This window comes from Stutzerimonas kunmingensis (assembly GCF_900114065.1).
GTDB classification, from domain to species: Bacteria; Pseudomonadota; Gammaproteobacteria; order Pseudomonadales; family Pseudomonadaceae; genus Stutzerimonas; species Stutzerimonas kunmingensis.
This window is the reverse complement of record NZ_FORS01000006.1, coordinates 63,429-87,828: the sequence shown is the minus strand read 5'-3', so window position 1 is coordinate 87,828 and position 24,400 is coordinate 63,429. Positions and strand designations below refer to the sequence as shown.

Below are 24,400 nucleotides of genomic sequence, written 5' to 3'. Positions count from 1 at the left end.
GTCTTCTCGTACCGGCGGCTTTCGAGGGCAATGCCCCCTGCGTGCGGTTCGCCAAGTGGCGGGACGGCACGCAGATTCCGCAGTGCGCCGGGCGGGGCCGGCGCGGGTAACGCTTACTTCGGCATTTCAGCCTTGACGCCTTCGACGTAGTAATTCATCGAGGCGAGGTCCTTGATGCTGGCGGTCTCGCCCTCGACGATGCGCACTTCGCCAGCCTGGTCCTTGATCGGGCCGGTGAACGGGTGGAATTCACCGCTCTTGATGCTGGCGATGATCGCTTCGGCTTCGGTCTTCACATCGGCCGGCACCAGATCGCTGATCGGCAGGCTGATGCTGTCCTGGGCCAGACCACCCCAGAAGTCTTCGGATTTCCAGGTGCCGGCCATCACCGCTTCGGCGGACTTGGTGTAGTGCGGGCCCCAGTCGTTGACGATGGAGGTCAGCACGGCCTTGGGCCCGAAGTGCTGCATGTCCGAGGCGTAACCGACCGAGTAGACGCCACGACGCTCGGCGGCCTGGATCGGCGCCGGGCTGTCGGTGTGCTGGAAGATCACGTCGACGCCCTGGTCGATCAGCGCGTTGGCGGCATCGGCTTCCTTGCCCGGATCGAACCAGGTGTTGACCCACACCACCTTGATCTCTGTGCCGGGGTTGTACTTGTCCAGCGCCAGCTGGATCGAGTTGATGTCGCGGATCACTTCCGGAATCGGGAAGGAGGCGATGTAGCCGACCTTCTTGGTCTTGGTCATCTTCGCCGCGAGGAAGCCGCCCACATAGCGGCCCTCATAGGAACGGGTCAGGTAGGTGCCGACGTTCTTCGCCTGCTTGTAACCGGTGGCGTGCTCGAAGGTGACCTTGGGGAACTGCTTGGCGACCTTCAACGTGGGGTTCATGTAGCCGAAGGAGGTGGTGAAGATCAGGTCGTAGTCGCTCTTGGCCATATTGCGGATGACCCGCTCGGCATCGGCGCCTTCCGGCACGTTCTCGACGAAGCTGGTCTTCACCTTGTCGCCCAGTTTTTCTTCCATGTACTTGCGGCCCTGCTCGTGCTGGTAGGTCCAGCCGTGGTCGCCGATCGGGCCGATGTAGACGAAGCCGACCTTCAACGGATCGGCGGCCGACGCTGCGGCGGTCGTCAGTGCGGCGCTGAAGCCGATCGCTGCGGCGAGTGCACGCAGCAGGGTTTTCCGAGTGTTGTTCTGCATGGCGGGTGACGCTCCTGTTTGTCTAGCTACAGAGCCTATGTTGGCTGATAGCTGGTTAGCAAAAAGCTGACCAACTGGACAGATACCTTCGTTGTGCCGGGTTGCGGGCGCTTCGACTCGACGCTGATGCCTGGTCGAGGCTTGTGCTGGTGCGCCAGTAATCCACGCTGCCCAGCTTTGGTGCAAGCCTCGATCATCGCTGATCAGCCGTTTACCAGCTGTCGGGCCGCCTGCTGGTGATCGGCGATCAGCCCCTGCACGTCGAGGCCTTCGACCTGCCCGTCGACGACGCGCCATTTGCCGTCGACCATCACCCGGTCGGCACGGTCGGCTGCGCAAAGCAGCAGCGCGGCGACGGGGTCATGGCTACCGGAGAAGCGCAGTTCGTCGAGCTTGAACAGGGCGAGGTCGGCCTGTTTGCCGACCGCCAACTCGCCGATGTCGCTGCGCCCGAGCAGGCGTGCGGAGCCGCGGGTCGCCCAGCCGAGCACCTTCTGCGGGGTGATCTTCTCGGCGCCGTAGCGCAGGCGCTGGATGAACAGCGCCTGACGCGCTTCGAGCATCATGTTGGAGGCGTCGTTGGAGGCCGAACCGTCGACGCCCAGGCCGATGATGGCGCCCTTGTCCTCGAGCTCGAGCGTGTGGCAGATGCCGGAGGCCAGGCGCATGTTGGAACTCGGGCAATGGCAGATGCCCACACCGGCTGCACCCAGGCGGTGAATTTCCACCTGGTTGAAATGGATGCCATGGGCCAGCCAGGTTCGCGGCCCGAGCCAGCCGACGCTCTGCAGGTAGTCCACGGTGCGCATGCCGAAGCGCTTCGCGCAGAACTCCTGTTCGTCCAGTGTTTCGGCAAGATGCGTATGCAGGCGCACGTCGCGTGCTCCGGCTATCTCGGCACAGGCACGCATGATGTCGGTGGTGACCGAGAACGGCGAGCAGGGCGCCAGGGCGATCTGGATCTGCGCGCCGTCGCCGCGCTCGTGGTAGCGATCGATCAGCCGCTCGCTGTCGGCAAGAATCGTCTCGGCGTCCTGTACCACGTTCTTGCAGGGCAGGCCGCCGTTCTCCTTGGACAGGTTCATCGAACCGCGGGTGAGCATGGCGCGCATGCCCAGCTCGCGGACGGCCTCGACCTGAATGTCGATGGCGTCCTCGAGCCCGCCCGGAAACAGGTAGTGGTGATCCGCCGCCGTGGTGCAACCGGACAACAGCAACTCGGCCAGCGCCACCTTGCTCGCCAGCTGCAGCGCCTGCGGCGTGAGCCGCGCCCAGACCGGGTAGAGGGTCAGCAGCCAGTTGAACAGCGGCTCGTTGACCACCGGCCCCCAGGCGCGGGTGAGGGTCTGGTAGAAGTGGTGGTGGGTGTTGATCAGCCCCGGCAGCACGACGTGCTCGCGGGCATCGAACGTCTCGCTCACCGGCTGCGCGGGTGAAGCCCCGGCGGCGAGCATTTCGACGATGACGCCGTTCTCGACCACCAGCCCGCCGGGGGCCTGGGTGTCGTTGGCGGTGAACAGGGCAAGGGGATTCTTGATCCAGATACGGTCAGCAGGCATGGCCGGCTTTCTCCTGAGGGTTGAGTTCAGAGTAGCCAGCTCAGTTATGCCCTGTCTGCTGATCCAGGGGGCGCAGGCAAGCCGTGCGCCGAGGAGGAAGATAAAAGGTTTGGGGTGGGTTTGTCACAGGGCTGCCAAGGGTTGGGTAGTGGGAGCGGCCAATCCGACTCCCGAGATAACCCTTGTGGCCGTCATCACCAGGGAAGCGGATTGCCCTGGTAATCCAGATACCGATGCCCACCCTGTCCAATGGCCTGGGTAACCTGCTCGAGCATACCGCGCGTGCTGGTCTCGACATCCAGTGGCGCCTGGTCGCCGCCCATGTCGGTCTTGACCCAGCCGGGATGCATCGACAACACGGTCAGCCGGGTCTCGCCCAGTCCGGCGACGAAGGTACGGGTCATGTGATTCAGCGCGGCCTTGCTCGCGCCGTACAGGTCCATGCCCATGCCCGGACCGGTTTCGACGCTGCCGAGGATGGAACTCATAAAGACGATCACGCCCTGCGCAGGATCGACCAGCGGCAGCAACCGCTCGGCCAGGCGCACCGGTGCGACGGCATTGGTGAAGAACAGCTGGCCGACTTCCGTTTGATTGGCTTGCGTGGCCGGTTTGTCCTGCGGGCCGGCGACGCCGGCGTTGACGAATAGCACATCGAGTCTGGTATCGCCCAAGCGGGCTGCCAGCTGGTCTACGCTGCCTGCATCGTCCATATCCAGCGTTTCGACGCGCACCTGCGGCATCTGGCTGAGGGCTTCGGCGTGCTGCGGGTTGCGCACCGTGGCGATCACCTGCCAGCCTGCGGCGCAGAACTGTTTCGCCAGGCCGAGGCCCAGACCGCGGGAAGCGCCGATGATGAGTGCTGTTTTTTGCATGCTGCGTCCTCGGTAGGTCATGACTGACCGGCAAGAATAGCGCGGCTGCGACGCGCGCGTGCAGCAATGCTGGGGTGCGACATCTGGTCGTCGTGCGAGTGTTGCAAGCGGTTTCGCAACGGTGGTCATAGGGGCGCTGTTTCGGCTCTGATGGGCCAGCGTTGCCGGTTTTTCCGGCATCATCGAATCAATATCAGGGGGAGCCAATGCCCGACCCGCAAACACAGTCGAACCGCTGGCATGCTCGGCAGAGCGATGAGGCGTTGCTCGAACTGGAGTCCTCGAGCGCCGGCCTCAGCCACGAACAGGCCCGGCAGCGCCTGCTGCAATACGGTCCCAATCGGCTCGATGAGGCCAAGCCGGCGAGTGTCTGGCAGCGCTTGCTGCGTCATCTCAACAATCTTCTGCTTTATGTGCTGATCGCCGCGGCGCTGGTAACCGGGCTGATGGGGCATCTGGTCGACACCTTCGTGATCCTGGCGGTGGTGGTGGTCAACGTGGTGATCGGCTTCGTTCAGGAGGGCAAGGCAGAAAAAGCGCTGCAGGCGATTCGGCATCTGCTGGCGCCGCACGCGGTGGTGTTGCGCGATGGCCGCCAGCAGGACCTCGATGCCGCCGAGCTGGTGCCCGGGGATGTGGTACTGCTGGCTTCCGGCGACAGCCTGCCGGCGGACGTTCGCCTGCTGCAGGCGCGCAACCTGCGTATCGACGAGGCGGCGTTGACCGGCGAGTCGGTGCCAGTCGACAAGCAGGTCGAGGCCGTGGCCGCCGATGCTTCCATCGGTGATCGGCTTTGCATGGGCTATGCCGGCACGCTGGTGACCCAGGGCCAGGCGCGTGCGGTGGTGGTCGCCACGGGCGCGGCGACCGAGATCGGGCGTATCGGGACGATGCTGGAATCGGTCGAGCAGGGCACCACGCCGCTGCTGCGCAAGATGTCCGATGTCGGTCGGGCGCTGACAGCCGTGATCCTGGCTGCCGGCGTGCTGTTGTTCCTGTTCGGCACGCTGGTGCGCGGCATGGGCGCCGGCGAGATGTTCATGGCGGCGGTGGGACTTTCGGTTGCCGCGATCCCCGAGGGGCTGCCGGCGATCATGACCATCACCCTGGCCATCGGCGTACAGCGTATGGCCAGTCGCAATGCGGTGATCCGGCGCCTGCCGGCGGTGGAGACGCTGGGCTCGGTGACGGTGATCTGCTCGGACAAGACCGGCACCCTGACGCGCAACGAGATGACGGTGCAGGAAGTGGTCTGCGCCGGGCAGGCACTGGAGGTCGAAGGCGCGGGTTATGCACCGCAGGGTGCGTTGCTGTTCGAGGGCGTGCCAGTCGAACCGGTGGCGCTGGCAGCGCGCACGCCGGCAGCCAGCGCGCTTGCCGAAGCCGCGGCGCTGTGCAACGACGCCAGTCTGCACGAGAAGGACGGACTGTGGGCCCTTGCCGGCGACCCCACCGAGGGCGCGTTGCTGACCCTGGCGATGAAAGCAGGACTGTCGCCGGCCAACCTCCACGTCGACCGTCCGCGGCTGGACGTGATTCCCTTCGAGTCGGAACACCGCTTCATGGCGACTCTGCACGCTTGCGAAGGCGGCAGCGAAGTGCTGGTCAAGGGCGCGCCGGAACGGATCCTGGCCATGTGCGCGCGGCAGCTCGAGGCCGACGGCCAGGAGCGGCTGCTGGATCAGTCGCACTGGCATGAACAGGTCGAGGCGCAGGCGCGGGCCGGTCGTCGCGTGCTGGCGCTGGCGCGACGCAGGCTGCCGGCCGGCAAGGAGGCGATCGAGCATGCCGACGTTGCCAGCGATCTGACCCTGCTCGGGCTGGTCGGCATTATCGATCCGCCGCGTGACGAGGCGATCCGTGCGGTGGCGCAGTGCCGTGCAGCTGGCATTCGCGTGGTGATGATCACCGGCGACCACGGCGTGACCGCCAGTGCCATTGCCAGACAGCTGGGCATGGGGGATGACATCAAGGCAATCACCGGGCCGGAGCTGGAGCTGATGGATGAAGCGGCCATGCGCGAGGCCGTCGCCGAGGCCCGGGTGTTCGCCCGCGCCAGTCCGGAACACAAGCTGCGCCTGGTGCGTGCGCTGCAGGCCAATGGCGAGGTGGTCGCCATGACCGGCGATGGCGTCAACGACGCGCCAGCGCTGAAGCAGGCAGATGTCGGCGTGGCCATGGGCATGAAGGGCACCGAGGCGGCCAAGCAGGCCGGCGCCATCGTGCTGGCGGACGACAACTTCGCTTCCATCGCCCATGCGGTGGAGGAGGGGCGCACCGTCTACGACAACCTGCGCAAGACTGTGACCTTCCTGCTGCCGATCAACGGCGGCGAGTCGCTGTCGCTGCTGCTGGCGGTGCTGCTCGGTATCGCGCTGCCGATCACGCCGGTGCAGGTGTTGTGGGTCAACATGGTCAGCTCGGTGGCGTTGGCCATGGTACTGGCGTTCGAACCGACCGAGGCGGATGTAATGCAGAGGCCGCCGCGGCGGCCGGACGAGCCGATGCTGTCGCGCTTCGTCATGTGGCGGATCTTCTTCGTTTCCGCGCTGTTTCTCGCCGGCATCTTCGGCATGTATCAGTGGATGCTGACGCAGGGCGCGACGATCGAGGCGGCGCGCACCGTCGCAGTCAACACGCTGGTGTGCATGGAGGTGTTCTATCTGTTCAGCGTGCGTTATCTGAAGGCGCCTTCCTTCACCGTGCAGGGCGTCAAGGGTACGCCGCGGGTGCTGGTGGCGGTGTTCGGTGTGTTCGCCCTGCAGCTGATGTTCACCTACGCGCCGTTCATGCAGTCGCTGTTCGCGTCCGAAGCGTTGCCGCTGGCGACCGGTGTGCTGGTGGTGCTGGCCGGGGTGGCCGTGTTGGTTATTCTGGAGATCGAGAAGGCGCTGTTGCGTCGGATGGGCGTTGGCCCGGCGTGAGTCAGGCTTGCGCAAAGGTCAGAGCGGCGGCAGCTCTTCCATTAGGTCGGTCGTGTACACGCCGGGGATATGCAGCTCGCTCTTGGCCAGCTGCTGGCCTTCCATCTGCGGCTGGGTCACCCAGGTGAGGATGTCGTAGTAGCGGCGGATGTTGGCCACGAAGTGCACCGGCTCGCCGCCGCGGGCATAGCCATAGCGGGTCTTGCTGTACCACTGCTTCTGCGCCAGGCGCGGCAGCATTTGCTTCACGTCCAGCCACTTGTTGGGGTCCAGCCCCTCGGCTTCGGCGAGTTTGCGGGCGTCTTCGAGATGCCCTCCGCCGACGTTGTAAGCGGCGAGGGCGAACCAGGTGCGATCGGGTTCCTGCACGCTTTCGGGCAGGCTGGCGTGCACCTTGACCAGGTATTTGCCGCCGCCCTGGATGCTCTGCACCGGGTCCAGGCGGTTGGTCACGCCCATGGCGTTGGCGGTGCGCAAGGTCAGCATCATCAGCCCGCGCACGCCGGTCTTGGAGGTGGCCTCGGGCTGCCAGTGGGATTCCTGATAACCGATCGCGGCCAACAGGCGCCAGTCGATGCCGTGTTTCCTGGCGGTCTCGCGGAAGGCTTTCTCGTAACGCGGCAGACGCTGCTGCAGATGCTTGGCGAAGGCGTAGGCGCCGACGTAGCCGAGCACGTCCACATGACCGTAGTAGCGTTCGCGCAGGCGCTGCAGCGTGCCGTTCTGCTGGGCCTGCTCGAGGAAGGAGTTGGCGGCCTCGAGCAGGCTGTCGTCCTCGCCCTTGGCCACGACCCAGACCAGGCTGTTCTGCTCGCCGACATCGAAGCCGGCGCGGATGTTGGTGAAGTACACCTGGTTCATGGACATCTCGTTGGATTCCACCAGGGTCAGGTCGATCTGCCCCTCGTCGACCATGCGCAGCAGGTCGACCACTTCCACGGCGTCGGATTCTTCGTAGCGCAGGTCGGGATATTCGGCCTGCAGCGTGGCGAGCTTCTCAGCCTGGCTACTGCCTTTGAGCACGAGGATGCGCTTGCCGATCAGGTCCTTGGGGCTGGTCGGACGGCGCTGGCCGCTGCGGTAGACGACCTGGGTGGTGACGTCCAGATAAGAGCGGGTGAAGCGTGCCAGTTCCTGCCGGCCTTCGCTGGCGACCAGGCCTGCGGCGGCGAGCGCCGGGCCGCCGGGCCGGTTGAGACGGTTGAAAATGTCTTCGATGTTGTCGGCGGTTTCGATCTGCAGCTCGACGCCGAGATTGCTGGCGAAGCGCTTGGCCAGCTCGTACTCGAAGCCGGCTTCGCCGTTGCGGTCCTGGAAATAGGTGGAAGGGCTGTTGCGGGTGATCACGCGCAGTACGCCTTCCTCCTGTATACGCTCAAGCTCGCTGGGCTTCTCGGCGCAGCTACTGAGCATCAGGAAGAGTCCGGTCGCCAACAGCCAGATGGCGCAGCGCTTGCGGAACACGGTTTGGGCAAACATCGGCGCAGTATACGCAAAGGCGAACCGCCACCATATCTGGACAGCGGTCGGGCTCTCTGCTAAGCGAGCACCTTCCTCCGGCAGGGTGATGCTGCCAAACGCCCGTGGCGCGCAAGTCCGGCATAATGCCGGCCCGTACCGCCACCGACTCCGAGAGTTTTGCGAAACATGACCGAGGTTCAGCCCAAGCCCTGGTTCGTCTATCTGGTGCGCGCCGCCAACGGTGCGCTGTACTGCGGTATCAGCGACGATGCGCAGCGTCGTTTCGCCGAGCACCAGCGCGGGCGCGGCGCGCGTTTCTTTCACTCCAGCCCGGCGCAGGCGCTGGTCTATGTCGAGACTTGCGCCAGCAAAGGCGATGCGTTGCGTCGCGAAATCGCCATCAAGCGACTGGACAAGCGTGCCAAGGAACGCCTGGTGAGCCTGGCCAGCCCCGTTGCGTGAATGACGCACCAATCAGCCGGTAGGCTCGGTGGAGCGGAGCGTCTAAGCTGATGCTCTTCCAACGGGGCGACGCCCCATCTCGAGACCTCTGGCGGAGCCTGTCATGCACGAGCTGATCCTGCACCACTATCCCACCTCGCCCTTTGCCGAAAAGGCGCGCCTGATGCTGGGGTTCAAGCAGCTGTCCTGGCGCTCGGTGATGATCCCTCCGGTCATGCCCAAGCCCGATCTGACCGCGCTCACTGGCGGTTATCGACGCACGCCGGTGCTGCAGGTCGGCGCCGACATCTATTGCGACACCGCCCTGATCGCGCGTCGGCTCGAGGCCGAAAAGACCACCCCGGCGCTGTTCCCGGAAGGCCAGGAGTTCACCGCCGCGACGCTTGCCCAGTGGGCCGATTCGGTGCTGTTCCTGAACGCCGTGAGCCTGGTGTTCCAGCCCGAATCCATGGCCGTCCGCTTCGCCCAGGTGCCCAAGGAGTTCGTCCAGATCTTCAGCAAGGACCGTGCGCAGCTGTTCTCCAACGGTTCGGTCAGTCGCGTTCCGCTGGAGCAGGCGAAGAGTGATTGGCCGACCTTCATGACGCGCCTGCAGCAGCAGCTGGCGCGGGAGGAGGGCGAGTTCCTGTTTGGTGCGGCGCCGTCGATTGCCGACTTCGCCGTCGCCCATTGCCTGTGGTTCCTGCGTGCGACGCCGGTCACCGCGCCGCTGGTGGATGGCTACCCGGAGGTGGCGGCCTGGCTTGCCAAGGTACTCGGCGTGGGCCATGGCTCCAGCAGAGAGCTATCCGCCGAGGATGCACTGCGCATGGCGCTGGAGGCCGAGCCTGCGCCGCTGCCGGACGAAGCATTCAGCGAGCCGAATGGTTTTCAGGAAGGGCAGAATGTGGCCATCGCCGCAGTGGATTACGGCGCCGATCCGGTCGAGGGTGAGTTGGTCTTCGCCGGTAGCGAAGAGCTGATCCTGCGCCGCAGCGATGACCGCACCGGGGTCGTGCATGTGCACTTCCCGCGTGTCGGCTACCGCATCGAGGCGCGCTGAAGGCGCCTCAGCGCGGCGTCGGTGATTCGCCGCCGCGCAGCTTCGGCAGCTCGCGGGCGAGCGTGCGGAAGTAGGCGATGCGCTCGTAGCACAGCGTAAGCTCACCGCTGATGCGGTTGAACCAGGCGTCCGGCGCGCCGCAGGTGGACATGCGCAGGGTCAGGTCGCGGGGCAGCGCGAAGGCATCGCTGGCCTTCGCCGCGACCGCTTCCAGCTCGCCGCTGGCGCGAATCTTTTCCAGCAGTTCGGCACCACCCGGCAGATGTCCGGGGGGTGTGTCGTAGATCACCTGAATGCGGTGCCGCGCCGGTCGCTCGTCGCTGCGGCCGAAGTGCTCGCGAAACCACTGCACTGCGTGGGCCGCCTGTTCGTATTCCTCGGGACAGTACAGCGCGCGTTCCACCGGCAAGCCGCTGACTTCCAGCACCCAGTCGAGCCGATCCGGGTCGCTGCCGTAGGCCAGGCAGGCGATGTTGTAGAAGCGCTGGGCGTCCAGCGCATGGCTGTCCCAGACCGGCACCGGGGAGCCGTCGCGTTCCGCGTGCTGCCATTCCAGACGCCAGTAATCGGCAACATCCATCAGCTTGGCGTAGAAATCGTCGCGGTGCTGTTCCTGCTGCAACAGGAACAGGCCCATGAAGCCGAGCTGGTCGGCGGCGTCTTCCTCACGCCCCAGTACCGGCAGCTGCAGTTCGCTGATCAGCAGGTGCCCCATCTCGTGCATCAGGGTGAACTCGGAGTTGGCGACCGTGAAGCGGACCTCGTCCACCGACAGTTCCGGCGCTGTTTCGCCTTGCTGCGCCTGCGCCTGCGCCAGCAGCGGCAGAAGCAGCAACAGAGCGAAGCGCTTCATGGCGTGCTGTCCAGATCGGCATGGGTGAATGGCGCCGGCCGCGCCGGCCAGTCTAGTGCCAGGCGCTCGAACGCGCGGGCGAGCAGGCTGGCGACGAGCAGGTCGCGCAACCAGCGGTGGTCGGCCGGTATCACGTACCAGGGTGCTTCGCGGCTGTGGCTTTTGCTCAGCACGGCAGCCCATTGCGCCTGCTGCTGGGCGAAGTTGCGGTGGTCCTGCAGATCGCCGAGGGTCAGCTTCCAGCGCTTTTCCGGCTGCTCCAGGCGCCGATGCAAGCGCTGCTTCTGCTCGCCGGCAGACAGCTGCAGGTAACACTTGAGCGGCTGGATACTGGCGGCCGGCAGCTCGCGCTCGAAAGCCAGGATTGCGGACTGGCGCTGCGGGATGTCGGCAGGCGAGCACAGGCCGTCGCGCAGATCGCTGACCAGCGCTTCGTAGTAGCTGCGATTGAATACGCCGAGCATGCCGGGCACCGGCAGCCGCTCCCGGTAGCGCCAGAGGAAGTCGTGGCGGCGTTCTTCTTCGCTCGGCGCCTGGAAGCTGTGCGGCGACAGCCCCAGCGGGTCCAGGCCACCCAGCACGCGGCGGATCACGCCGTTCTTGCCGGAGCAGTCCGGCCCCTGCAGCACGAGCAGCAGGGCGTCGCGGCGGTTGGCCCAGAGCATGGCCTGCTGTACCCGCAGCCATTCCTTCAGGCTTGCCAGCTGCGCTTGAGCCTGTGCTTTGTCCAGGCCGTAGCAGCGTGCCGGATCGCGCGCCAGCGGCGCCGCCGGGTCGCACAGGCAGTCATCGAGAATGGCGTCCGCCAGGCGCATGGCGTGGTCAGTCCTTGCGCCGCTTGAGCTGGTCCTTCAGTTGGGTCGGCAGCTGGCGGATGATCAGCATGTCGCGCGCCTCGTCGTACTCGACCTTCGAGCCCAGCAGATGCGACTCGAAGCTGATCGACAGCCCTTCGGCGCGCCCGGTGAAGCGCTGAAACTGGTTTAGCGTGCGTTTGTCGGCGGGAATTTCCGGCGACAGCCCGTAATCCTTGTTGCGGATGTGCTCGTAGAAGGCGCGCGGACGTTCCTCGTCGATCACCCCGGACAGCTCTTCGAGCGACATGGGTTCGCCGATCTTCGCCTGGCTACTGGCGTAGCCGACCAGCGCGCTGGTCTTCTCCCGTGCTTTTTCCTCGGGCAGGTCTTCGCTTTCGACGTAGTCGCTGAAGGCCTTGAGCAGCGTGCGGGTCTCGCCCGGGCCGTCGACGCCCTCCTGGCAGCCGATGAAGTCGCGGAAGTACTCGGACACCTTCTTGCCGTTCTTGCCCTTGATGAAGGAGATGTACTGCTTGGACTGCTTGTTGTTCTGCCACTCGGAGATGTTGATCCGCGTCGCCAGGTGCAGCTGTCCGAGGTCGAGGTGCCGGGCTTCGGTCACGTCCAGCGAGTCGGTAACGGTGACGCCGTTGCTGTGGTGCAACAGGGCGATGGCCAGGTAATCGGTCATGCCCTGCTGGTAATGAGCGAACAGCACGTGGCCGCCGGTGGACAGATTGGATTCCTCCATCAGCTTCTGCAGATGCTCGACTGCCTGGCGGCTGAATGCGGTGAAGTCCTGATTGCCTTCCATGTACTGCGCGAGCCAGCCGCTGAACGGATAGGCGCCGGACTCCTCGTGAAAGAAGCCCCAGGCCTTGCCCTGCTTGGCGTTGTAGCTCTCATTGAGATCGGCCAGCAGGTTCTCGATAGCCTGGGAGTTGCCCAGCTCCGAGTCACGGGCGTGGAGCACGGCGGGGGTGCCGTCCGGCTTTTTCTCGATCAGATGGACGATGCAGTGGCGGATGGGCATGGTGGTCTCACGGCTGGAATGCAACAGGTTGGGCAGTTTACCCGAGAGCGGGTAGTGCGTGCCTGCAGCCGAAGCTGCGGTCTGGCAGAGTCGATCTGTGTCAAGGACGTCTCGCGGCGTTGGGGTTAGCCTGCTGTACACCAGACGATAGCGGGAGGCGTAGATGAGCGGAACCTTGGACTGGCTGGGTGTGGCGCGCGGTCGTTTCCTGCTGCTGACGCTGAGCTGCGTGGCGCTCGGGCTGGCCTTGGCAGCGCGCGGGAGCGCGGAAGCGATGTCCTACAGTGATGCACTGCTGGTGATGCTCGGCGCCCTGGCCGCCCATGTGGCAGTCAATGCGCTCAACGAATGGGGTGATTACCGCAGTGGGCTGGACCTGCAGACCCGCCGCACGGCATTCAGCGGTGGCAGCGGTACCTTGGTGACCCATCCGCATCTGCTGGGTCGCACATTGCTGCTCGGTCTCGGCAGCCTGCTGACCTGCGCGCTGATCGGCGTGTTGTTCCTGCTGCGCCAGCCGCCGCTGTTGCTCAGTCTGGCGCCGATCGGTCTGGCGGGACTGTTGCTGGTGCTGCTTTACACGCCTTGGCTGACCCGCCACCCCTGGCTGTGCCTGTTCGCGCCGGGCTTGGGCTTCGCGCTGATGGTGCTGGGTACGCGCATCGTTCTCGGCGGCGCGCCGGATCTCGGCGATCTGTGGTTGATCCTGCCCCCTCTGCTGCTCTGCAACAACCTGCTTTTGCTCGGCCAGTTTCCGGACATTGATGCTGACCGCGCTGTCGGCCGGCGAACCCTGCCGATGCATATCGGCTGCGCCAACGCCGTGCGCGTGGCGCTTGCGCAATGGCTGCTGGCCTACGGAGTACTCCTGGCTGTGCTGGCGCAGCCAGGTCTGGCCGGTGGCGCACTCGGCTTGTTGACCTTGCCGTTGGCCCTGCGAGCGGCATGGTTGCTGCGTCGCGAACCGCTGCAGGCGCAGCGCCTGCTGCCGGCATTGGGGCTGAACGCTGCGGTCAGCGTGGCGACGCCGTTGTTGATGGCCGTAGGGTTGCTGGCGCTTTAGCGTTCCGCGAGAGCGGAGGGCACCCGATCGGACACATGGGGTGACGAAAGAAAGGCTTAACTGAGTAAACTGGTCGCCTTTTCTTCGAGGAATGACCCCCATGACCGCTGCATGGCGCAACTCTGCCTGGATTCTCGCTGGTGGCTCGCTGATCCTCGCGATTTCGCTGGGTGTGCGCCACGGCTTCGGTCTGTTCCTGCCGCCCATGAGTGCCGAGTTCGGCTGGGGTCGCGAGGTGTTCGCCTTCGCCATCGCGATACAGAACCTGATCTGGGGCCTGGTGCAGCCGGTGACTGGCGCGCTGGCCGATCGCTTCGGCGTGGCTCGTGCGGTGCTGATCGGCGGCATTCTCTACGCCGTTGGGCTGGCATTGATGGCGGTGTCCGATTCGCCGACGACCCTGACGCTGAGTGCCGGGCTGCTGATCGGACTGGGGCTGTCAGGCACCTCGTTCTCGGTGATCCTCGGCGCAGTCGGGCAGGCGGTTCCGCCGGAGAAGCGCAGCATGGCGATGGGCATCGCCAGCGCTGCGGGCTCCTTCGGCCAGTTCATCATGCTGCCCGGCAGCCTGGGGCTCATCGAGTGGCTGGGGTGGTCCTCGGCGCTTATGGCGCTCGGTTTGCTGGTGGCGCTGATCGTGCCGCTCGCGGGGATGATGCGCAGCCCCGCGCGGCCTCCGGCGGCACCCGGAACTCAGCAGTCGCTGGGCGAGGCGCTGCGCGAAGCGGCCGGGCATTCCGGGTTCCGTCTGCTGGCGCTGGGCTTTTTCGTCTGCGGCTTTCAGGTGGTCTTCATCGGTCTGCACCTGCCGGCCTATCTGGTCGATAAGCATCTGCCGGCGCAGGTCGGTACCACGGTGCTGGCACTGGTCGGGCTGTTCAACGTCGTCGGCACCTACACTGCGGGCTGGCTGGGCAGCTGCTACTCCAAGCCAAAGCTGCTGGCCGGGTTGTATCTGATTCGCGGTGTGGTGATCAGTGTTTTCCTGCTGGCGCCGCTGAGTGTCTGGAGCGCGTACGCATTCGGCATCGCCATGGGCTTGCTGTGGCTGTCCACGGTGCCACTCACCAACGGTACGGTGGCGACCATGTTCGGCGTGCGCAACCTGTCGATGCTCGGCGGTATCGCCTTCCTTTTCCATCAGCTGGGCTCGTTCTTTGGCGGCTGGCTGGGCGGCTGGCTGTACGACCGTACCGGCAGTTACGACCTGGTCTGGCAGATCGCGATCGCGCTGAGCCTGATGGCGGCGGTACTCAACTGGCCGATTCGTGAGCAGCCGGTCGAGCGCCTGCGCGAGGCGCAGGTCAACTGATGCGGCCGCTCTGGCTGGGTGTGAGCGTCGCCCTCGTGCTGGGTCTGCTGATGCTGGCCTGGTGGGGCTGGCAGCGTGGCGGCCTGGCGCTGCTGCAGATGGGCCTGGGCACCTGCTGATTCCAGCTGGCCTGCGATCTCGTAATTCCTTCTTTTCCGCGTGGCCGGTTTATCCGGTCGCGCCGAAGCTGTCATGCCCGCAATACCGATCTCATGGCCTCGCTCTGCAGTTCGAAAGCGGCGACGAACGTGACGGAATCAATTCGGTATTCATCGCTCCAAAGCGAAGCGGCGTAGAAGACGTTAAGAACAAATCGCCGGTTCTTAGCAGCAACCTATCGGCTTTTGTGCGTACGCCCGCGATCGAGTGGCAGCCTGGAAATCCCGTTCTAAGCTCGGCTGTCGCATAACCGTCATCAACAGTTGGTAAATACCTGCGGCACGCAGTCAATGGAGCAACAAGCAATGTCCACCCTTACCGAACTCGCCCAACAAATCGCCAAGCTCTATCCGTTGAAGGACAAGCGTGTAGGCAAGCGTTATCGCGTGGTAGGCGAGCTGGCCGGGATGACCGAACTGGAAGAGATCAACGGTGAACCGCGCTATATCCAGACTATGGCGCTGAAGAACAAGCAGCTCTGGGACGTGGCGGTCTAAACCTTTCCGTTGACGCCTGCCTGAATTTCACCCTTTCGCCCAGCGCTCGGCGCGCCAACTCGCCTGCTCGGTTTGACTCAGGAAGGTCCAGGCGACGAAGCGGCTCTTCTTCTGCCCCTGAGCCATGTCCAGCGTGTGCATCTGGCGGGCACCGAGGCGTTTCAGCCGCGCCTCCAGCGGCGCCACGTTGGCGCCCTTCGATACCAGCGTACTGAACCAGTAGACCTGTCCGGCGAACGCGACGCTTTCCTCCGCCATGCGCGCGACAAAGGCCGCTTCGCCACCTTCGCACCAGAGCTCCGCCGCCTGACCGCCGAAATTGAGCGCGGGTAGTTTGCGGCTCGGGTCGAGCTTGCCGAGATTACGCCACTTGCGCTGGCTGCCACTGCTGGCTTCGGCCTGTGACGCATGGAAGGGCGGATTGCACAACGTCAGGTCGAAGCGATCCTCCGGCAACACCATGCCCTTGAAGACGTGCTTCGGCGCCGCCTGCTGTCTCAGCTCGATGGCCTTGGCGAGGCCATTGGCCGAGACGATGGTGCGTGCCGAGGCCAGAGCGGTGGTGTCGATATCACTGCCGGTGAAGTGCCAGCCATACTCCCGATGGCCGATCAGCGGGTAGATGCAGTTGGCCCCGGTACCGATGTCCAGTGCGTGAATGGCGGTGCCGCGGGGAATGGCGCAGGCATCGTTCTGCCCGAGCAGATCGGCCAGTCCATGCAGATAATCGGCGCGCCCTGGCACCGGCGGGCACAGGTAGCCTGGCGGAATGTCCCAGTGCTGGATTCCATAGAACTGCCTGAGCAGCGCGCGATTGAACACCCGCACCGCATCCGGGTTGGCGAAGTCGATGCTTTGCTTGCCGTAGGGATTGAGGATTACGTACTCGACCAGCTCCGGGCAGCCAGCAATCAGCGCCGGGAAGTCGTAGCGGCCGGTATGGCGGTTGCGTGGATGCAGTACGGCCTTGCCGGTTTCGGCACGGCCGGGCTGCGGAGTCGAGGACGGGGATCTGCGCGGCATCTGATCAGCGGGAGGTTGGCGGCTGGGGCGCGCATTGTCCCACAACCGCTGCCCGCGGATAGGTCTCGTTGCTAACGGCGGCGCGGCACCATCAGCATCCAGAACAACCCCCAGAGCAGCGCCCCCGCGCCGAGCCAGAAGGCGCTGTGCAGGCTGCCGCCCATCCCCATCCAGATACTGGTCAGCCAGGGTGCGGCGAGCTGGGTCAGGCCGTAGAGTGCGATCAGCGCCGCCGACAGCCGCGGTCCCTGGTGTGGATGCAGTGTCCGCGCCAGACGCTGGGTCAGCAGCACGGTGCCGAGAAAGGTGCCGCCGACCAGTACCGCACAGAGCAGGATGCCGACCGCGCCGGGCAGCAGCAGCGCGGCCAGTACGCCGAGCAGTTGGGTGAGGTAGCTCAGGCGCAAGGCGATGTCGTCACCCATGCGCACGCCGAGACGATTCCACAGCCAGGGCGCCGGCAGCGTCGCCAACGCCACCACCAGCCAGCTGCCACCGATGAGGAAGTCACCGGGCTCCACCTGCAGACGCGCGACCATCGGCAGGAAAGTCATCGGCAGGATGTAGCCCATGCCGGCGCCGGCATAGGAAAGAAACAGCGGTGTGCTGGAGCGATCGAGCAGCTTGCCGCTGGGTGGCTCCTCCGCAGAATGGGCCTTTTCCTCGTCAGGCATGTCCAGCCGCGACAGCTGCCGCCAGCCCCACCAGGCCAGCGGTATCGAAAGCAACGCCGCCGGCCACCAACGCTCGGCTCCCAGCAGGTACCCGTCGCTCAGGCTCACCAGCAAACTGGAGAGAATCAGCCCGACGCAGACACCGAGATAGACCAGGCCACTGGAGGAAACGCGCTGCTGTCGCGCCAGCCATTCGAGGATCAGCGAGGGCGCCTGGACGAATACCAGACCGTTGCTGATGCCATTGGCCAAGCGCAATGCGGCGAGGGCGTCAGCGGATTCCGCCTGGGTCTGCAACAGGGCGCTCAGGACGTGTAGCGCCAGTGCCCAGGGCAGCGTACGGCGAATCTGCGCGACGCGATGCCAGCGCACCGCGAGCAGGGCGCCGATCAGATAGCCCAGGTAGTTCCAGCTGGCGATGCTGGCGCCTTCCTGCACGGTCAGCAGGCCGTCCTCCACCAGCCAGGGCAGCAGTGGGGTATAGACGAAGCGGCCAAGGCCATGGACGACCAACAACAGGACGGCACCGGCCAGCAGGACCGGAAACAGGGCGACACGCTGAGGCATGGAGTTTGTTCTTTTTAGAATGAGAGCTGGAGCTTAACGGCTGGCCCTTTCAGCCGCCATGCCACTTTTCGCTGGCTACCCGTCGGTGGGTGTCCCGAGGCAGCCGGCATTCATAGCGGAAACAGCAGCGGCACCAGCAGCACCGAGACGATCATGACCAGCGCTGTAAAGGGCACGCCAACTCGGACAAAGTCGGCGAAGCGGTATTGGCCGGGACCGAGCACCAGCGTGTTCACCGGCGAGGAAATCGGCGTCATGAACGCGGCTGAGGCGGCCAGCGCGACGATCATGGCGAACGGGTAGGGCGAGGCGCCCAGCTGCTCGGCGGTGGACAGCGCAACGGGTGCCATCAACACAGCCGTCGCCGTGTTGGAGATGAACAGCCCGATCACGGCGGTCAGCAGAAACAGGCAGGCGAGCAGGGCATGCGGTCCGGCGTCGCCGAGCAGGCCGACCAGCCCCGATGTCGCCAGGGCGATGCCGCCGGTTTTCTGCAACGCCAGGGCGAACGGCAGCATGCCGACGATCAGCACCAGGCTTTGCCAGTGAATCGCCTTGTAGGCGCTGTCCATGTCGATGCAGCGGAACAGGCCCATGACCAGGCAGCCAATCAGCGCCGCCAGCACGTTGGGCACCAGGCCGCTGACCATCAATGTCACCATCACCGCCAGCCCGAGCAGCGCGAACGGTGCCTGGTTGGCCGCGGGCGCCACATCGTCCACCTCGGCCGGCAGGCTCAGCACGAGGAAGTCGCGGCTCATGCCCTGCAGACGGTGAATGTGCTTCCAGCTGCCGGCCACCAGCAGCGTATCGGCTGGCTTGAGCTTTTCATCCACCAGCAGCCCCTGCAGGGCTTGGCGATTGCGGCGCAGACCGACCACGTTGAGCTTGTGCCGGCTGCGAAAACCCAGTTGCTGGATGGTCTTGCCCGGCAGGCGCGAATCCGGTGGCAGCGCCACTTCCGCCAGCCCCAGCTCGCGACCGTGCACCGAATAGTAGGAGGTGCTGAGTTGCAGGGGTTCGAGGCCCAGCTCCTGATAGGCGCCGAGCAGGCCGATGGCCGGGCTGGCCAGATCGACCAGCAGCACATCGCCGACGAACAGTTCGGTATTGCCCGTCGCGATCAGCAGAAGGTTGCGAAAGCGGTCATGGCGTTCCACGGCGATCACGTTGATGCCGTACTGGGTTCGCAGCTTCAGCTCGTCCAGCGCCTGGTTGGCGAGAATCGATCCCGGCATCACCCGCAGTCGCCGCTCACGTTCTTCCAGTCGATACTCCCGCGCCAGATCCGCCAGCGTATGGCGATGTTCTGTCGCTTCGCTGCGCTTGTCGCTGCCCAGCCAGCGGCGCGCCAGCAGCATATAGCCGACGCCGAGCAACAGAATCGCCAGGCCGATGGGGGTGAAATCGAAGAAGGAGAAGCCGTCGAGCCCGGCGCGGCGCAGTTCGCTGTTGATCACCAGGTTCGGCGGCGTCGCCACCAGCGTCAGCATGCCGCTGATCAGGCCGGCGAACGCCAGCGGCATCATCAGCCGCCGTGGCGAGACCTTCATGCGATTGGCGATGCCGAGCACCACGGGAATGAAGATCGCCACCACGCCGGTCGAACTCATCACCGAGCCGAGCCCCGCGACGGCCAGCATCAGCAGAATCAGCAAGCGGGTCTCGCTGCTGCCGGCGGTACGCATCAGCCAGTCGCCCAGGCGATAGGCGATGCCGGTGCGCACCAGGCCGTCGCCGATGACGAACAGGGTGGCAATCAGCACCACGCTTGGGTCGCTGAAGCCGGCCAGTGCCTCCTGCACGCTGAGCACACCAGTGAGCGGCAGCGCGACCATGGCCAGTACCGCCACCACGTCCATGCGTGGCTTGTTCAGCGCGAACAGGCCGATGCAACCGGTGAGCAGGCCGAGAACCAGCAGCAGGTCGCCACTCATGGTCGATCAGGGATATTCGAGAATGGATTTGATACGCGGCAGGTTGCGCTCGATCCAGCCCTTGTCGATGGCACCCCAGTCGCGGATGGCGTAGTGGCCGGCATTGTGGCGTTCGCCGTCGTCCTGCTCGAAGCTGCAGTCGATGTCCAGCTCCGCGAGCGCGGCAAGGGTGTCCTGGGCGGTGCGCCGCGGCATGCCGGTCGCGGCCATCAGTGCAGGGACACTGCAGGCGGTGCCGCTGTCGATCAGCCAGGCGACGTAGAGTCGGCGATAGAAACTGGTTTTGGTCTTGCTGACGGTCATGGAAGGTCCCTGGCCAGGTCGTCTGTGGGGGCAGCGACCTGGCCAGGCTCGCTGCGGTTTAGCGCAGGGCGAGCATGCCGATGTAGGTCGCGGCGCCCGCAGTGTAACCGAGGAAGGCCAGCAAGCTGACGCGCTTGACGTACCAGGTGAAGCTGATCTTCTCCATGCCCATCGCCGCGACCCCCGCAGCCGAGCCGATGATCAGCGTGCTACCGCCGGTACCGGCGCAGAAGGCGAGCATCTCCCAGAAGTTGCCATCGACGACGAACTGGGACATCCAGCTAATTTCCTCTGCCGCGGTTGCAGCCAGCATCTTCTCGCTGACCAGCGGGTACATCTTCATCGCACCGGCCACCAGCGGCACGTTGTCGACCACGGCCGAAAGCAGGCCGATGGCGTAGGTGATCGGGTAGATGTGGCCGAGCGATTCACGCAGCGCGGTCGCGACCTGGGTCAGGTGGCCCGCGGTAGCGAGACTGGATACGGCCAGCAGAATGCCGAGGAAGAACAGCACGCTGGGGGTGTCCACCTTGCGCAGAACGCCGACTACCGAAAGCGGGTGCTTGTCTTCGGCATTCTTGTTGCGGTGGATGAACTCGGTGGTCACCCAGAGCACGCCGAGGCCGAAGAGGATGCCCATGTAAGGCGGCAGGTGGGTCACGGTCTTGAACACCGGGACGAAGAGCAGGGCAGCGAGGCCAAGACCGAGTACCAGGTTGCGCTCGAATACGGTGGTGGTCGGTGGGTGCTTCTCGGCCAGGTGAGCACGAGGACGCGGGCGTGGTGCCTCGCCGCGCAGACGGAAGCTGAGAATGATCAGCGGCACCAGCAGGCACACCAGGCTTGGCAGGAACAGGCCGGTGATCACGCCGGAAGCGCTGATCTGGTTGCCGATCCAGAGCATGGTGGTGGTCACGTCACCGATCGGCGACCAGGCACCACCGGCGTTGGCGGCGATTACCACGACGCCGACGAACAACCAGCGCTCGGGACGGCCACGGATGAGCTTGCGCAGCAGCGAGACCATGACGATGGTGGTGGTCAGGTTGTCCAGTGCTGCGGAGAGGAAGAAGGTGAGGAAGCCGATGATCCACAGCAGGTGCACGCGCTTGCGGGTCTGGATGCGGTCGGTGATTACCTTGAAACCTTCGTGGGAGTCGATCAGCTCGACGATGGTCATCGCGCCGAGCAGGAAGAAGAGAATCTCCGAGACTTCTCCCAGGTGATGACGCAGCGATTCGACCACCACCGCCGAGGAGTCCCCGGGGTTGTGGCTGCCGGGTTGCAGCAGCGGAAGTATCTGGTCGGCGCCTAGCACCAGAATGGTCCAGGTCACAACCGCGGTCAGGATCGCGGCAGCGGCCTTGTCTATCTTCAGGGGATGTTCAAAGGCTATGCATAGATAGCCTATGACGAACACGACAGCCATGAGTGCATACATCGGAGGGACTCCATCTTGAGGAACCTTGCCGGGCATGCGGGTGTGTCGACGCAGCCTCAGCGGCTGGCAGGGGAACGATTCGCTAGCGAGGTGAAACAAATCGGGGCGGTGGACTGCCCTGGGAGACGGTTGCGCGTTCGGCGAAATACGTGGGGCATTGCGCTTCGCAGCAGGGGGCTCATTTCACATCGTCGAGCTGTTCGTCTTGGCTTTAACGGCCTGCCAGTTTGTAAAGGGGTGTTTCATGTGCGGCATAGTGTATCAGCGTTGCCGGTAATAACTTGTCATCAATCAAGATGACCTCCTTAAGCAAAAAGGCCAGCACCTTTCGGGCTGGCCTTTTGCGTTTACCGCGTCCTGATCAGAGCGTGGCGATGCGGTCGCGCTGCTCCTGCAGCCTGGCTTTGGCCTGTTCGGCCTCGGCCAGTTTGGCGCGTTCCTTGTCGATCACCTCGGCGGGTGCCTTGTCGACGAAACCGGCGTTCGACAGCTTTCCGCCGACGCGCTTGACCTCGCCGTCCAGCCGGGCGAGTTCCTTGTCCAGGCGAGCCAGTTCGGCATCCTTGTCGATCAGGCCAGCCATCGGCACAAGCACCTGCATGTCACCCACCAGCGCGATGGCCGACAGCGGTGCTTCTTCGCCGTCGTTGAGCAGGCGCACGCTTTCCAGCTTGGCCAGTTTCTTCAGCAGCGGCTCGTTGTCGGTCAGGCGGCTTTGATCGGTAGCCGAGGCGTTGCCCAGCACCACGTCGATGCGCTTGGCCATGGAGATGTTCATCTCGCCGCGGATCTGGCGGATGCCCAGCATGAAGGCCTTGAGCCACTCGATATCGCCTTCGGCGGCTTCGTCGATACGCTCCGGGTTGAACTCCGGCCACGGCTGCAGCATCAGCGTCGGACCGGACTTGCCGGCGAGCGGCGCGACGCGCTGCCAGATTTCCTCGGTAATGAACGGCATGAACGGATGCGCCAGGCGCAGCGCGGTTTCCAGCACGCGCACCAAGGTGCGGCGGGTGCCGCGCTGGCGTTCGGCGCTTGCGGTCTCGTCCCACAGCAGCGGCTTGACCAGCTCCAGGTACCAGGCGCAGTACTCGTCCCAGATGAACTCGTACAGCGCCTGCGCGGCCAGGTCGAAGCGGAACGCCTCCAGCTGTCGATTCACCTCGCTCTCGGTACGCTGCAGCGCGGAGATGATCCAGCGATCCACCGACGAGAGCTCGACGGGCTCGCCATTGACCCCCGTGTCCTTGCCCTCGGTGTTCTCGAAGACGAAGTTGGCGGCGTTCCAGATCTTGTTGCAGAAGTTGCGGTAACCCTCGACGCGGCCCATGTCGAACTTGATGTCGCGGCCGGTTGAGGCCAGCGAGCAGAAGGTAAAGCGCAGGGCGTCTGTGCCGTAGCTGGCGATGCCTTCGGGGAACTCGGCGCGGGTCTGCTTGGCGATCTTCTCGGCCAGCTTGGGCTGCATCATGCCGCTGGTGCGCTTGGTCAGCAGTTCATCGAGGGTGATGCCATCGACGATGTCCAGCGGGTCGAGCACGTTGCCCTTGGACTTGGACATCTTCTGCCCCTGACCATCGCGTACCAGACCGTGCACGTAGACGGTCTTGAACGGAATCTGCCCGGTCAGGTGAGTGGACAGCATGATCATCCGGGCGACCCAGAAGAAGATGATGTCGAAGCCTGTGACCAGCACGTCGGTGGGGTGGAAGGTCTTCAGGAACTCGGTCTGCTGCGGCCAGCCGAGTGTGGAAAAGGTCCACAGGCCGGAGCTGAACCAGGTGTCCAGGACGTCCTCGTCCTGACGCAGTTCGACGTTGTTGCAGAGGTTGTACTTGCTGCGTACCTCCACTTCATCGCGGCCAACGTAGACGTTGCCGGCTTCGTCGTACCACGCAGGAATGCGATGGCCCCACCAGAGCTGACGGCTGATGCACCAGTCCTGGATGTCGCGCATCCAGCTGAAGTACATGTTCTCGTACTGCTTGGGCACGAACTGGATTTCGCCGCTTTCGACGGCGGCGATGGCCTTCTCGGCCAGCGGTTTGGTGGAAACGTACCACTGGTCGGTCAGCCACGGCTCGATGATGGTGCCGGAGCGATCACCGCGGGGGACTTTCAGCGCGTGGTCGTCGATCTTTTCCAGCAGGCTCATGGCGTCGAACTCGGCGACAATGGCCTTGCGCGCATCGAAGCGGTCCATGTGCGCGTAGCCGTCCGGCAGGTTGGCATCGATCTTGTCGTTCGGCGTCCCGTCGATGTTGAACACCTGGGCCTTGGCGAGCACCGCGGCGTTGCGGTCGAAGATATTGATCAGCGGCAGGTGATGACGCTTGCCGACCTCGTAGTCGTTGAAGTCATGCGCCGGGGTGATCTTCACGCAGCCGGTACCGAACTCGAGGTCGACATAGTCGTCGGCGACGATGGGGATCAGGCGGTTGACCAGCGGCAGCATGACGTGACGGCCGATCAGGCTCTTGTAGCGCTCGTCCTCCGGGTGCACGGCGATGGCGGCGTCACCGAGCATGGTTTCCGGACGGGTAGTGGCGACCACCAGGTAATCAAGGCCGTCTGCAGTCTTGCAACCGTCGGCCAGCGGATAACGCAGGTGCCAGAGATGACCTTTCTCGTCATGGTTCTCGACTTCGAGGTCTGAGATCGCGGTGTGCAGCTTGGTGTCCCAGTTGACCAGGCGCTTGCCGCGATAGATCAGGCCGTCCTCGTGCAGGCGGACGAAGGCTTCCTTGACCGCCTCGGAGAGGCCGTCGTCCATGGTGAAGCGCTCGCGCGACCAGTCCACCGAGGAGCCCAGACGACGGATCTGCCGGGTGATGGTGCCGCCGGACTCTTCCTTCCACTGCCAGACCTTCTCGAGAAACTTCTCGCGTCCAAGGTCATGACGCGAAACGCCCTGCGCGCCGAGCTGGCGCTCGACCACCATCTGCGTGGCGATACCAGCATGGTCTGTGCCTGGCTGCCACAGGGTGTTGCGGCCCTGCATGCGGCGCCAGCGGATCAAAGCATCCATGATGGCGTTGTTGAAGCCGTGACCCATGTGCAGGCTGCCGGTGACGTTCGGCGGCGGGATCATGATGGTGTAGGGCTCGCCGGAACCTTGCGGGGCGAAATAGTTGTTCGATTCCCAGGTCTGGTACCAGGAAGTCTCGATGGCGTGCGGCTGGTAGGTCTTGTCCATGCGGCGGGACCCTTAAA

General features: G+C 64.8%; 19 protein-coding genes. 6 read left to right on the top strand and 13 right to left on the bottom strand.

The window, feature by feature from the left end; translation table 11 throughout:
- Nucleotides 1–113: 113 nt before the first annotated feature.
- From BM275_RS15420 to BM275_RS15410, 3 genes are all read right to left on the bottom strand, one after another.
- Nucleotides 114–1,205 carry a BMP family ABC transporter substrate-binding protein gene (locus tag BM275_RS15420; RefSeq protein WP_090522157.1) on the bottom strand — a complete coding sequence of 364 codons (1,092 nt, stop codon included), beginning with the start codon at nt 1,203–1,205 and terminating at the stop codon, nt 114–116.
- Nucleotides 1,206–1,408: 203 nt separating this feature from the next.
- Nucleotides 1,409–2,764 (bottom strand): 8-oxoguanine deaminase, encoded by a 1,356-nt coding sequence (locus tag BM275_RS15415; protein WP_090522155.1) that lies wholly within the window; start codon nt 2,762–2,764, stop codon nt 1,409–1,411.
- 194 nt (nt 2,765–2,958) lie between these two features.
- The gene (locus BM275_RS15410; RefSeq protein ID WP_090522152.1) at nt 2,959–3,639 is read right to left on the bottom strand and encodes an SDR family oxidoreductase; all 681 of its coding nucleotides are present in this window, start codon (nt 3,637–3,639) and stop codon (nt 2,959–2,961) included.
- Between the two features lie 206 nt (nt 3,640–3,845).
- On the opposite strand from BM275_RS15410, the gene BM275_RS15405 reads away from it, so the two are divergent.
- Entirely contained in the window at nt 3,846–6,563 is a 2,718-nt protein-coding gene (locus BM275_RS15405) for an HAD-IC family P-type ATPase (RefSeq protein ID WP_090522150.1), read from the top strand.
- A gap of 18 nt (nt 6,564–6,581) precedes the next feature.
- On the opposite strand, the gene mltF is transcribed toward BM275_RS15405, so the two are convergent.
- Complete coding sequence (gene mltF, locus BM275_RS15400; protein WP_090522148.1) at nt 6,582–8,042, bottom strand: membrane-bound lytic murein transglycosylase MltF; 1,461 nt, start codon at nt 8,040–8,042, stop codon at nt 6,582–6,584.
- 168 nt (nt 8,043–8,210) lie between these two features.
- Here mltF and BM275_RS15395 point away from each other — a divergent pair, with 168 nt between their 5' ends.
- Entirely contained in the window at nt 8,211–8,486 is a 276-nt protein-coding gene (locus BM275_RS15395) for a GIY-YIG nuclease family protein (protein ID WP_003284707.1), read from the top strand.
- Between the two features lie 103 nt (nt 8,487–8,589).
- Nucleotides 8,590–9,528, top strand: coding sequence for a glutathione S-transferase family protein (locus BM275_RS15390; protein WP_090522145.1), 939 nt, complete (start codon nt 8,590–8,592; stop codon nt 9,526–9,528).
- A gap of 7 nt (nt 9,529–9,535) precedes the next feature.
- Here BM275_RS15390 and BM275_RS15385 read toward each other — a convergent pair whose 3' ends face one another.
- The 3 genes from BM275_RS15385 to yejK are packed head-to-tail and all read right to left on the bottom strand — an operon-like array spanning nt 9,536 to nt 12,211.
- A complete protein-coding gene (locus tag BM275_RS15385; RefSeq protein WP_090522143.1) occupies nt 9,536–10,381 on the bottom strand; it encodes a DUF4344 domain-containing metallopeptidase in 846 nt (281 codons plus the stop codon).
- Nucleotides 10,378–11,196, bottom strand: coding sequence for a polyphosphate kinase 2 family protein (locus BM275_RS15380; protein WP_090522141.1), 819 nt, complete (start codon nt 11,194–11,196; stop codon nt 10,378–10,380). Before BM275_RS15380 ends, BM275_RS15385 begins: the two co-directional genes overlap by 4 nt.
- Nucleotides 11,197–11,203: 7 nt before the next feature.
- Entirely contained in the window at nt 11,204–12,211 is a 1,008-nt protein-coding gene (gene yejK, locus BM275_RS15375; RefSeq protein WP_041013178.1) for a nucleoid-associated protein YejK, read from the bottom strand.
- 163 nt (nt 12,212–12,374) lie between these two features.
- Between yejK and BM275_RS15370 the strand changes: the two genes are divergently transcribed.
- From BM275_RS15370 to BM275_RS15360, 3 genes are all read left to right on the top strand, one after another.
- On the top strand, nt 12,375–13,274 hold the full coding sequence (locus tag BM275_RS15370; RefSeq protein ID WP_023444156.1) for a prenyltransferase: 900 nt from the start codon (nt 12,375–12,377) through the stop codon (nt 13,272–13,274).
- Between the two features lie 100 nt (nt 13,275–13,374).
- Complete coding sequence (locus BM275_RS15365) at nt 13,375–14,586, top strand: MFS transporter (RefSeq protein WP_014819440.1); 1,212 nt, start codon at nt 13,375–13,377, stop codon at nt 14,584–14,586.
- Between the two features lie 464 nt (nt 14,587–15,050).
- The gene (locus BM275_RS15360) at nt 15,051–15,242 is read left to right on the top strand and encodes a hypothetical protein (protein ID WP_003298204.1); all 192 of its coding nucleotides are present in this window, start codon (nt 15,051–15,053) and stop codon (nt 15,240–15,242) included.
- Nucleotides 15,243–15,269: 27 nt separating this feature from the next.
- Here BM275_RS15360 and rlmF read toward each other — a convergent pair whose 3' ends face one another.
- From rlmF to BM275_RS15330, 6 genes are all read right to left on the bottom strand, one after another.
- Nucleotides 15,270–16,265 (bottom strand): 23S rRNA (adenine(1618)-N(6))-methyltransferase RlmF, encoded by a 996-nt coding sequence (gene rlmF, locus BM275_RS15355; RefSeq protein ID WP_090522139.1) that lies wholly within the window; start codon nt 16,263–16,265, stop codon nt 15,270–15,272.
- 71 nt (nt 16,266–16,336) lie between these two features.
- Nucleotides 16,337–17,506, bottom strand: a complete 1,170-nt coding sequence (locus tag BM275_RS15350; RefSeq protein ID WP_090522137.1) for a YbfB/YjiJ family MFS transporter — start codon at nt 17,504–17,506, stop codon at nt 16,337–16,339.
- Between the two features lie 110 nt (nt 17,507–17,616).
- Entirely contained in the window at nt 17,617–19,443 is a 1,827-nt protein-coding gene (locus BM275_RS15345; RefSeq protein WP_090522135.1) for an SLC13 family permease, read from the bottom strand.
- A gap of 6 nt (nt 19,444–19,449) precedes the next feature.
- Entirely contained in the window at nt 19,450–19,746 is a 297-nt protein-coding gene (locus tag BM275_RS15340; protein WP_014819444.1) for a winged helix-turn-helix domain-containing protein, read from the bottom strand.
- Between the two features lie 58 nt (nt 19,747–19,804).
- Nucleotides 19,805–21,187 carry a sodium:proton antiporter NhaD gene (gene nhaD / locus BM275_RS15335; RefSeq protein WP_023444161.1) on the bottom strand — a complete coding sequence of 461 codons (1,383 nt, stop codon included), beginning with the start codon at nt 21,185–21,187 and terminating at the stop codon, nt 19,805–19,807.
- A 361-nt stretch (nt 21,188–21,548) separates the two neighbouring features.
- Nucleotides 21,549–24,383: a valine--tRNA ligase gene (locus BM275_RS15330; RefSeq protein WP_090522133.1), complete on the bottom strand. Its 2,835-nt coding sequence runs from the start codon at nt 24,381–24,383 to the stop codon at nt 21,549–21,551.
- Nucleotides 24,384–24,400 lie beyond the last annotated feature (17 nt).